At 72.0% G+C, this 9961-nt stretch carries 10 protein-coding genes; 8 read left to right on the forward strand and 2 right to left on the reverse strand.

The genetic code is table 11. From position 1 onward, the window contains the following. Positions 1–47 precede the first annotated feature (47 nt). Positions 48–638 carry a hypothetical protein gene (locus BCL76_RS37570; RefSeq protein WP_109783988.1) on the reverse strand — a complete coding sequence of 197 codons (591 nt, stop codon included), beginning with the start codon at positions 636–638 and terminating at the stop codon, positions 48–50. Positions 639–880: 242 nt separating this feature from the next. On the opposite strand from BCL76_RS37570, the gene purN reads away from it, so the two are divergent. Further along, the gene (gene purN / locus BCL76_RS37575; RefSeq protein ID WP_109783989.1) at positions 881–1504 is read left to right on the forward strand and encodes a phosphoribosylglycinamide formyltransferase; all 624 of its coding nucleotides are present in this window, start codon (positions 881–883) and stop codon (positions 1502–1504) included. After that, entirely contained in the window at positions 1501–3093 is a 1593-nt protein-coding gene (purH, locus tag BCL76_RS37580) for a bifunctional phosphoribosylaminoimidazolecarboxamide formyltransferase/IMP cyclohydrolase (RefSeq protein ID WP_258310142.1), read from the forward strand. Before purN ends, purH begins: the two co-directional genes overlap by 4 nt. An 82-nt stretch (positions 3094–3175) precedes the next feature. Here purH and BCL76_RS37585 read toward each other — a convergent pair whose 3' ends face one another. Beyond that, positions 3176–3844 (reverse strand): hypothetical protein, encoded by a 669-nt coding sequence (locus BCL76_RS37585; RefSeq protein ID WP_109783990.1) that lies wholly within the window; start codon positions 3842–3844, stop codon positions 3176–3178. A 242-nt stretch (positions 3845–4086) separates the two neighbouring features. On the opposite strand from BCL76_RS37585, the gene BCL76_RS37590 reads away from it, so the two are divergent. From BCL76_RS37590 to BCL76_RS39355, 6 genes are all read left to right on the forward strand, one after another. Beyond that, positions 4087–4947: a bifunctional methylenetetrahydrofolate dehydrogenase/methenyltetrahydrofolate cyclohydrolase gene (locus tag BCL76_RS37590; RefSeq protein ID WP_030763170.1), complete on the forward strand. Its 861-nt coding sequence runs from the start codon at positions 4087–4089 to the stop codon at positions 4945–4947. Then, positions 4937–5518, forward strand: a complete 582-nt coding sequence (locus tag BCL76_RS37595; RefSeq protein ID WP_258310143.1) for a DUF3017 domain-containing protein — start codon at positions 4937–4939, stop codon at positions 5516–5518. The genes BCL76_RS37590 and BCL76_RS37595 overlap by 11 nt, the downstream gene beginning before the upstream one ends. 271 nt (positions 5519–5789) lie before the next feature. Further along, positions 5790–6779, forward strand: coding sequence for a malate dehydrogenase (locus tag BCL76_RS37600; protein ID WP_030763176.1), 990 nt, complete (start codon positions 5790–5792; stop codon positions 6777–6779). Positions 6780–6914: 135 nt separating this feature from the next. Then, positions 6915–8624 (forward strand): hypothetical protein, encoded by a 1710-nt coding sequence (locus BCL76_RS37605; RefSeq protein WP_258310144.1) that lies wholly within the window; start codon positions 6915–6917, stop codon positions 8622–8624. Continuing rightward, positions 8621–8995 (forward strand): hypothetical protein, encoded by a 375-nt coding sequence (locus BCL76_RS37610; protein ID WP_109783992.1) that lies wholly within the window; start codon positions 8621–8623, stop codon positions 8993–8995. The genes BCL76_RS37605 and BCL76_RS37610 overlap by 4 nt, the downstream gene beginning before the upstream one ends. Positions 8996–8998: 3 nt before the next feature. Further along, entirely contained in the window at positions 8999–9811 is an 813-nt protein-coding gene (locus tag BCL76_RS39355; RefSeq protein ID WP_181382895.1) for a hypothetical protein, read from the forward strand. Positions 9812–9961: the final 150 nt, after the last annotated feature.

Consider the following 9961-nt stretch of genomic DNA (forward strand, 5'->3'; position numbering starts at 1 on the left):
GGGACCCCGCGCCTCAAACGCCGGCGAGGCTGGAAGGTGGGCCTCGGCTACTGGCGGACCTTCAGGACGTCGCCCACCACGTTGTCCGGGAGGAGGGTGTTGCACTGGAGTTCCGCCGACTTGGTGAGGGCGTCGTCGCGGCAGACGTAGAAGTCCTTGTAGGCGAGCTGCAGGGCGTACGAGCTGAACGCCAGCAGGATCGCCAGCGCGGCCGTGACCAGCCCGCTCACCGCCGCGGTGCGCTGCGGGCGGGCCGCCGGGCCCAGGGCGTCCAGGCCGGTCGGTGCCGCGGGGGCGCCCTCGGCGGTCGCCGGTGCGGGCTTGCCGCGCAGTGCGCTGATTCCCCAGTACAGGGCGAGTGCCCCGAGCAGCAGTCCGACCGACGGGATCCCGAAGATCCCGAAGAAGAAGCCCCACATGCCGGCCAGCAGCGCGTAGCGGGCGCGGCGCTGGATCGGGTCCGTCGGGTCCCAGCGCGCCGGACCCCGCCCGCCGTCCGAGTCCTTCGGGCCGTTGCCGTTGCCGTCGCCGTCGCCACCACCGTTGCGCGGCTGCCACGGCTGGTCGGGACGGCCTTCCGGCGGAGCCGCGAAGGGGTTGTCGTCGGTGGGGGAGTCGGGCTGACGGCGGTCCGGCATCGGGTGTGTTTCTTCCCCTGTGTCATGGACGTCGCGGGACGTCGTGGCGAGGTGAGGCCAGTTCGTGGCTTGTACGCCAGACGCTACCGCCCGGCCGTCCCCCCGTCCCTCGGGGGCTGTCCGGTGTACCGGTATCGTTGCAGGCGGTCGGTGGCTTCGTATGGTTCCCCATATATCGGTACCCCGAAGTTTCGTATGACCACACAAGACGAACACCGCAATCCCGCGAGAAAGGGCCTCCCATGGCCGCCTCCCGCCTGGTCGTGCTGGTCTCCGGTTCCGGCACCAACCTCCAGGCCCTGCTCGACGCCATCGACGCCCACCCCGGCGGATCCGAGGGCTTCGGTGCCGAAGTCGTCGCCGTGGGGGCCGACCGCGAGAACATCGCCGGCCTGGAGCGGGCCGAGAAGGCGGGGATTCCCACCTTCGTCTGCCCGGTCAAGGGCTACGGCAGCCGCGCGGAGTGGGATGTCGCGCTCACCGAGGCGACCGACGCCTACGCGCCGGACCTCGTCGTGTCCGCCGGATTCATGAAGATCGTGGGCAAGGTGTTCATCGACCGCTTCGGCGGTCGGTTCATCAACACCCACCCCGCCCTCCTCCCGGCCTTCCCCGGCGCGCACGGGGTACGGGACGCCCTCGCCTACGGGGCGAAGGTCACCGGCTGCACGGTCCACTTCGTGGACAGCGGCGTGGACACCGGTCCGATCATCGCCCAGGGTGTGGTCGAGGTCCGGGACGAAGAGGACGAAGCCGCTCTCCATGAGCGCATCAAGGAAGTCGAGCGCCAGCTGCTCGTCGATGTCGTGGGGCGTCTGGCCCGGCACGGCTACCGCATTGAGGGACGAAAGGTAACAATCCAGTGACCGCCGCAGACATCGCAGCGAGCAACGACCCGACCACGAACCAGCGGCCGATCCGGCGTGCGCTCATCAGCGTCTACGACAAGACGGGACTGGAAGAGCTGGCCCGCGGGCTGCACGAGGCGGGCGTCGCGCTCGTCTCCACCGGCTCCACCGCCTCGAAGATCGCCGCCGCCGGGGTGCCCGTCACCAAGGTGGAGGAGCTGACCGGCTTCCCCGAGTGCCTGGACGGCCGGGTCAAGACCCTGCACCCGCGCGTGCACGCCGGCATCCTCGCCGACCTGCGCCTGGAGGACCACCGCAACCAGCTCGCCGAGCTGGGCGTCGAGCCCTTCGACCTGGTGATCGTCAACCTCTACCCCTTCCTGGCGACCGTGCAGTCGGGCGCCACCCCCGACGAGTGCGTGGAGCAGATCGACATCGGCGGTCCGTCGATGGTCCGCGCAGCCGCCAAGAACCACCCCTCGGTCGCGGTCGTCACCAGCCCGGCCCGCTACACCGACGTCATCGCGGCGGCCCAGGGCGGCGGCTTCGACCTCACCGCCCGCAAGCGGCTCGCGGCCGAGGCCTTCCAGCACACCGCCGCCTACGACGTGGCGGTGGCCTCCTGGTTCACGAACGCGTACGCCCCGGAGCCCGAGGCGGTCCTGCCCGAGTTCCTGGCCGGCGCCTGGGAGCGCAAGTCGACCCTGCGCTACGGCGAGAACCCGCACCAGGCCGCCGCCCTCTACACGGACGGACAGCCGGGCGGGCTCGCCAACGCCGAGCAGCTGCACGGCAAGGAGATGTCCTTCAACAACTACGTGGACACCGAGGCCGCGCGCCGCGCCGCCTACGACCACGAAGAGCCCTGCGTCGCGATCATCAAGCACGCCAACCCGTGCGGCATCGCGGTCGACGCGGACGTCGCCGCGGCCCACCGCAAGGCGCACGCCTGCGACCCGCTGTCGGCCTTCGGCGGCGTCATCGCCGTCAACCGCCCGGTGACCGTCGAGCTCGCCGAGCAGGTCGCGGAGATCTTCACCGAGGTCATCGCCGCCCCCGCCTACGAGGACGGCGCGGTCGAGATCCTGGCCAAGAAGAAGAACATCCGTGTCCTGAAGGTGGACGGGCACCCGCACCAGCCCGGCGACCTCAAGCCCGTCTCCGGCGGCGTGCTGCTCCAGCAGTCGGACGTCTTCCAGGCCGAGGGCGACGACCCGGCCAACTGGACCCTGGCCACCGGCGACGCCCTGTCCCCGGCCGAACTCGCCGAGCTGGCCTTCGCGTGGAAGGCCTGCCGGGCCGTCAAGTCCAACGCGATCCTGCTCGCCAAGGACGGCGCCTCGGTCGGCGTCGGCATGGGCCAGGTCAACCGTGTCGACTCGGCGAAGCTCGCCGTCGAGCGGGCGGGCGCCGAGCGCGCGCAGGGCTCGTACGCCGCGTCCGACGCCTTCTTCCCCTTCCCGGACGGGCTGGAGATCCTGACGGCTGCGGGTATCAAGGCCGTGGTCCAGCCGGGCGGTTCGGTCCGTGACGAGCTGGTCGTCGAGGCCGCGAAGAAGGCCGGTGTGACCATGTACTTCACCGGTACCCGGCACTTCTTCCACTGAGTCCGGCTCCCCCGACACGGCGAAGGCCGCCACCCGCACGCAGCGGGTGGCGGCCTTCGCCGCGTACGGAAGGAACGGCTGCTCAGTACTGGGGACGGCGGAAGTAGTCCCCGGCCTTGGCGAGGCCGATGATGATCGTGAGGCCGAGGGCGAGGGAGATCAGGGAGGGCAGCACGGAGATGACGGTGAGGCCGCCGGATCCCGTGGTGTGCTCGCTCGCGCCGAGCGCGACCAGGTTCGCCAGAATGCCGAGAACGGCGAAGAGGACCTGGAGCGAGCCGTAGATGATGCCGGAGACACGCACTCCGCCACGGCCCTTGCCCATCTTGGCCGCGGTCAGGATGGGCCACAGGGCGAAGCCGATGAACAGGATGCCCAGGACGACGCCCACGGTGCCGGCGGCGGCACCCACGTCCTCGGCGGAGGAGCTGGAGGAGTCCGAGAGCGCCGCGGCGAACACGGCACCGCCGATGATGAAGAACAGGCCGCCCAGTACCTGCAGGGCGCCCACGATGAAGAGGATGACGCGCGCGGCCTTCGCCCCGCCCGGCATCTCCATCTGGGCCCCGGGGTATCCGCCCGGACCGCCCGGGTAGCCGCTCGGGTAGGCCTGCGGGGCCTGCTGCGGGTAGCCGTAGCCACCCTGCTGCGGGACGCCCTGGGGAGCCTGCTGGGGGTAGCCGTAGCCGGGCTGGCCCTGCGGGGCCTGGGGCTGCTGTCCGTACGGGTTGTGCGGGTCGCCGAAGCTCATGTGGGGTGTTCCTCCGTGTGGTGCAGGGACGCACGGCACGAGCGCGGAGGAATCCTGCACGGTGCGGTACGCCCCCCGGCACTGCCCGCGGCACTCAGTCGAGTCATCGTGGTCCTCCCGGTCGTTACTTGTCCAGCCGGTCGGGCTACGCGCCGTGACTTGTTGTGCAAGTGCAATGAACCCTGAGCCTCCGCGAGTGCCGTGACTGGAACCGGGGCCGCCTCATCCGGGAGGATGGGGTCATGACCGCCCAGATTCTCGATGGCAAGGCCACCGCCGCAGCGATCAAGTCCGAACTGACCGCCCGAGTGGCGGCCCTGAAGGCCCGGGGTATCACCCCCGGCCTCGGCACCCTCCTGGTCGGTGACGATCCGGGCAGCCGCTGGTACGTGAACGGCAAGCACAAGGACTGCGCCGAGGTCGGCATCGCCTCCATCCAGCGCGAACTGCCCGGGACGGCCTCCCAGGAGGACATCGAGGCGGTCGTCCGCGAGCTCAACGACAACCCGGAGTGCACCGGCTACATCGTCCAACTCCCGCTCCCCAAGGGCATCGACACCAACCGGGTCCTGGAGCTGATGGATCCGCTGAAGGACGCCGACGGCCTGCACCCCATGTCGCTCGGCCGGCTGGTGCTGAACGAGCCGGGACCGCTGCCCTGCACCCCGTACGGGATCGTCGAACTGCTGCGTCACCACGACGTCGGCATCAACGGCGCGCACGTCGTCGTCCTGGGCCGCGGGATCACCGTCGGGCGCTCCATCGGGCTGCTGCTGACCCGTAAGTCCGAGAACGCCACCGTGACGCTCTGCCACACCGGTACGCGCGACCTCTCCGCGCAGCTGCGCCAGGCGGACATCATCGTCGCGGCGGCCGGTGTCCCGCACCTGGTCAAGCCGGAGGACGTGAAGCCCGGCGCGGCCGTGCTCGACGTGGGCGTCAGCCGGGACGGGGAAGGGAAGATCGTCGGCGATGTGCACCCCGGCGTGGCCGAGGTGGCCGCGTGGATCTCGCCGAACCCGGGCGGGGTCGGCCCGATGACCCGGGCCCAGCTCCTCGTCAATGTCGTCGAGGCGGCGGAACGGACCACCAGTGCGGGCTGAATCGGACGCGGAGAACGCGGCGGGCGGCGGCGCGGCCAAGGCGAACGGCACCTCCGTCGCCCCGATCGCGCCCGCCACGCCCATCGCACCCGGCGCACCCGACACGGCCGCCGGTGCCGACACGGCCGCCGGTGCCGATACGGCCGCCGGCGCCGATACGGCCGCCGGGGCCGAACCGGTGGTCAGGTCCCGTCGCTTCCCCTCCATCACCCGGGACACCGCCCGCCCCGAGGGCAGCGGTCGCGCCGTCCCCGGGGCCGTGTCCACGCCGGCCCGCCAGTGGCCGATGCTCAGCGTGCTCGCCGCGACCGCGGTCGGGCTGCTGGCCACGGCTTTCGGGCATCCGCGGGTCGGCTGCCTGGCCATCGGTGTGGCGCTGATCGCGGCCTCCGTGATGCGGCGCGTGCTGCCTTCGGTGGGGATGCTCGCGGTCCGCTCCCGCTTCACGGACATGATCACGTACGGGCTGCTGGGCGTGGCGATCACGCTGCTCGCGCTGGTCATGGCGGCGCCCAAGCCGTGGCTGGTGATCCCGTTCATGGAGAGTGCGGTCCGCTTCACCGTGCGGTGACACGGCGAAGGCCGTGTCAGGTCGATCGAGGGGCACCGGACGCGCCGGTCGGGCCGGTTCCGCCTGGCCGAACAGCGGTCCGGGACCCCGTCGCACCTTCGAACATCGGGGTATGTGTGCCGTGCACCACAGGGACCCGGGGATTAGCCCGGTCCCGGGTCGGATAGCCTGACCGCGGATGTCTCTTCACGTCAAGATTTACTGGGGAGCGGCGTCCTCCCAGCACATGGGGCAGGGACGCCCCACCGCCAGCTGTCTAACGGAGAAGGCCATGACCCGCACTCCCGTGAATGTCACCGTCACCGGCGCCGCCGGCCAGATCGGCTACGCGCTGCTCTTCCGCATCGCATCCGGTCACCTGCTCGGCGCGGACGTGCCGGTCAAGCTCCGTCTTCTGGAGATCCCCCAGGGCATGAAGGCCGCTGAGGGCACCGCCATGGAGCTCGACGACTGCGCCTTCCCGCTGCTCGCCGGCATCGACATCTTCGACGACCCGAACCAGGGCTTCGACGGTGCGAACGTCGCGCTGCTCGTGGGCGCCCGCCCGCGTACCAAGGGCATGGAGCGCGGCGACCTGCTCGCCGCCAACGGCGGCATCTTCAAGCCGCAGGGCCAGGCCATCAACGCGCACGCCGCGGACGACATCAAGGTCCTCGTCGTGGGCAACCCGGCCAACACCAACGCGCTCATCGCGCAGGCCGCCGCCCCGGACGTACCGGCCGAGCGCTTCACCGCGATGACCCGCCTGGACCACAACCGCGCGATCTCGCAGCTCGCCGCCAAGACCGGCAGCACTGTCTCCGACATCAAGCGCCTGACCATCTGGGGCAACCACTCGGCGACCCAGTACCCGGACATCTTCCACGCGGAGATCGCCGGCAAGAACGCCGCCGAGGTCGTCAACGACGAGCTGTGGCTGGCCGACACCTTCATCCCGACCGTCGCCAAGCGCGGCGCCGCGATCATCGAGGCCCGTGGCGCGTCCTCGGCCGCCTCGGCCGCCAACGCCGCCATCGACCACGTGCACACGTGGGTCAACGGCACCGCCGAGGGCGACTGGACCTCGATGGGTATCCCGTCGGACGGCTCCTACGGCGTCCCGGCCGGTCTGATCTCCTCCTTCCCCGTCACCTGCAAGGACGGCAAGTACGAGATCGTCCAGGGTCTGGACATCAACGAGTTCTCCCGCACCCGCATCGACGCCTCCGTCCAGGAGCTGGCGGAGGAGCGCGACGCGGTTCGCGAGCTCGGCCTGATCTGATCCGGTCGCCCGACCCGATCCGCTCTTCCCGAAAGGCCCCGGCGCATCACGCCGGGGCCTTTTGGCGTGATCGGACCTGTCACGTCGCTGATGATCGCCTTATCGTTTCCCTCCGCACACCGAAAGGGGGATTCGGTGACCAGCACCGCGGACGACAGAACTCCTGTGCACCCTTCGCTCAGCGAAGCCGGCCGGCTGCTGTGCGCCGGCAGCTATCTCGACGCCGCGTACCGCGACCGGGTGATCGAAGAGCTCTACGTGCACGAGGAACGCTTCGTTGCGCCCTCCTACGGCTTCGACGCGGCCCGCGTCCTCGCCCACGCGCTCCAGGCCCGCCGCGCCGAAGTGGCCTGGGCCTCGGCCGTCCTCGCGGTCTGGGGCCTCGGCCTGCTGCTGGCCCAGCCGCTCCTGCTCTTCCTGCTCCTCCCGGCCGGCTTCCTCAGCGGCGCCGGACGGATCGCGCGCCGCCGGGAGAGGACGGGGCGCGGCAGCCGCTTCCTGGAACTCCTGCTGCGCGGCTGCGGCTACGCGCTGCTCCTCGGCGTCGGCCTGGGCGTGCTGCAGGGCGCGCTCGAAGGCGCGACGCACGTGGGAGGGTCCGACGACTCGCTCATGCTCTACGAGCACATCCTGCGGGGGATCGAGCGGGAGCCCTTCGCCCTCCTCTTCGGGCTGCCGCAGCTCGGCCACGCGATCGCGGGCGCGTACGCCTGGACCGCCCTGATCGTCTTCGCCCTGCTGACCTTGGTCGTCGGCCTCCAGCGGGGCCACTTCGCCCGCGTCATCAGCACCTCGCTCAGCCGGGCGCGGTACGCCGACCCCAACGCCGACCCCGCCTCCGGCCGCCGGTTCGCCCGGACCCGCGAGCGGATCCTGCGGACCCAGCACAGCCGCCTGGTCGTCTACAACGTCGACGACCCGTTCTGCGGCGCCGGCGCGGCCTACCGCCCCTGGCACCTGTCGGTCGAGCTGCGCCCCGCCGCGGACGGCGTCGAGCCCGAACCGCTGGACAACGAGCGGATCGTGGCCCGGATCCGGCCACGGCTGGAGGCCTTGCGCGTCCCGTCGCCGCACGGCTCGCCGGAGGCCGAGCGGGCCGTACTGGACCGGCTGCGGGAACTGGTCGTCGACGAGTGCGTGTTCCTGCCGGCCTCCGGGCTGCCCGCGGGGCACGAGCCGGACCTCTCGGACCGGGCGTTCGACGCGCACCGGGCCGGCGCCGTGGAGGAGGGCGGCGAGCGCCGCCGACACTTCCTGCGGGTACGGGTCGGTGGCTGGGACGAGGACCTCGTCATCACCGTCTTCGTACGCGTCCACACCCAGGGCGGGATGCTGATGCTGGAGGTGGCGCCGCACGTGCTGCTGCCCGTACGGCCCCAGTTCCAGGAAGCCGACGACGTGGCCCGGCGCCACCTGCGGAACAACCCCTTCGCCAAGGCGGTCTGGGCGCTGCGGCATGCTCCGCGCTCGCTCTCCAAGGCCCTCTCCACCCTGTCGAGCGGCGGCCGCGGGCCGTGGCAGATCGCCACGGAGGGCCACGGCGGCGCGCTCCCGGCCGGCCCGGCCGTCTCGGTACGCGAGCTGGCCGCGCAGGAGGACGCCTCGCTGTTCCAGCTGATGGACCTCGACCGGTACCTGAAGACCATCCAGGACCGGATCGTCGGCGGCGTGACCGCGGCCCTGCACGAAGCGGGTTGGCACACGGAGGAGTTCGCGCAGCGGGCGGTCACCGTGGCGGAGGGCGGGGTCTACATCCAGTCGGTGAGCCACAGCGCGTTCAGCATCGGCGGCAGCGGACACAACAATCGGACGAGCCACCACACGGACAGGGGAGAGCGGCAGTGACGCACGACGGGGGAACCGGCGAGGTGCGGATCGACCGCATCGAAGGCAGCGCCTTCAGCATCGGCGGCAGCGACATCACCAACACCACCGTCAACCAAAGCGGTACGGGGGCCGGCGCGCCGGGCGCGGCGGAACTGCTGGAAGCCGTACGGGAGCTGCGCGCCGCCCTCGTCCGCCTGCCCCGCAGCGCCGACCGTTCGGCGCTCGACGCCGAGCTGGACGAGGCCGCCGGGGAGCTGGAGGAGGCCGGTCAGATCCGGCCCGGCCTGCCCGCCCGGCTGCGGGCCGCGCTGCAGCGCTGGGCCCCGCTGGTGGACTCGGTGAACGCGGCCGCCGCCCTCGGCGGGCTGCTCGCCGCGCTGGGGAGCTGACCCGTGGCCACGGGCGGCGGTGCCCACTGGAACCCGCAGTCGCAGCGCTGGGAGTGGGCCGAGCAGCCGCCCCCGCCCCCGCCCTCGTACCCGCCGCGCCCACCGGGGGGCGGCGGCCCGGGCGGCCCGGGCCCGGGCCGCCCGGGCGTTCCGGGACCGCACCGGTCGCGGAAGGTCCCGCTGCTCGTGGCCCTCGGCGCCGCGGTGGTGGGCGGCTGCGCCGTGGCCGGGTGGCTCGTGCTGCGCGACGACGAGCCGAAGGCGCCCGCCGCGGCCCCCTCGGTCTCGGGAAGCCCGACCGCGCCGTCCGGGACGGGTCCGAACACGGCTCCGAGCACCGGCTCGTCGTCCCCGCCCTCCGGATCACCCTCGGTCCCGCCGCCGTACACGGTGGTCCGCGACGGGGGCGGCTTCTCGGTCGCCGTCCCGGCGGGTTGGGAGCGCAGCCTCGACGAGGACGGCAGCGGTTCCTTCTACCGCCGGCCCGGGGACCGCAGCGCGCTGCTCCAGATCTTCCGCGTCGGCGAGCCGGAGAGCGTCGGAACGTGCGAGCTGCTGCGGATCTCCTCGCAGGACCTCGGGCAGCGGCGGTCCGGCTACCAGGAGATCTCCCTCGATCCGACGCCCGGTGGGTCCTGCGAGCTGGTGTACGAGTACGACAACCAGGAGTCGCACGGACGCCGCCGCGCGATCGAGCGGATCACCGTCGCCCAGGACGGGAAGCGGTGGGCGCTGCTGGCGGCCGGTCCGGCCACCGACGGCACGGCGGTGCGCGCGAACCTGACGGCGGCCGTGGAGTCCTTCCGGCCGGAGTGACCGCGAACGGCCGCGAACGCCCGCGAAGGCCCGCGAACGCCCGCGACCACCGGGCCTAGGCCGTGTTTTAGAACTGGGGTCCGTGTCTCGCCCTGTGCCGTGATGATCTCGGTGTGGGGCGAGGGGATCTTTCAGATGAGCAGTGGGCGG

Source organism: Streptomyces sp. CG 926, assembly GCF_003148825.1.
In the GTDB taxonomy this organism is placed as follows: Bacteria; Actinomycetota; Actinomycetes; order Streptomycetales; family Streptomycetaceae; genus Streptomyces.

What these genes read in the sequence shown, in the direction of transcription:
- BCL76_RS37590 (WP_030763170.1), top strand. Translation starts at nt 4,087, where the DNA reads ATGACCGCCCAGATTCTCGATGGCAAGGCCACCGCCGCAGCGATCAAG.
- BCL76_RS37570 (WP_109783988.1), bottom strand. Translation starts at nt 638, where the DNA reads ATGCCGGACCGCCGTCAGCCCGACTCCCCCACCGACGACAACCCCTTC.
- purN (WP_109783989.1), top strand. Translation starts at nt 881, where the DNA reads ATGGCCGCCTCCCGCCTGGTCGTGCTGGTCTCCGGTTCCGGCACCAAC.
- BCL76_RS37600 (WP_030763176.1), top strand. Translation starts at nt 5,790, where the DNA reads ATGACCCGCACTCCCGTGAATGTCACCGTCACCGGCGCCGCCGGCCAG.
- BCL76_RS37585 (WP_109783990.1), bottom strand. Translation starts at nt 3,844, where the DNA reads ATGAGCTTCGGCGACCCGCACAACCCGTACGGACAGCAGCCCCAGGCC.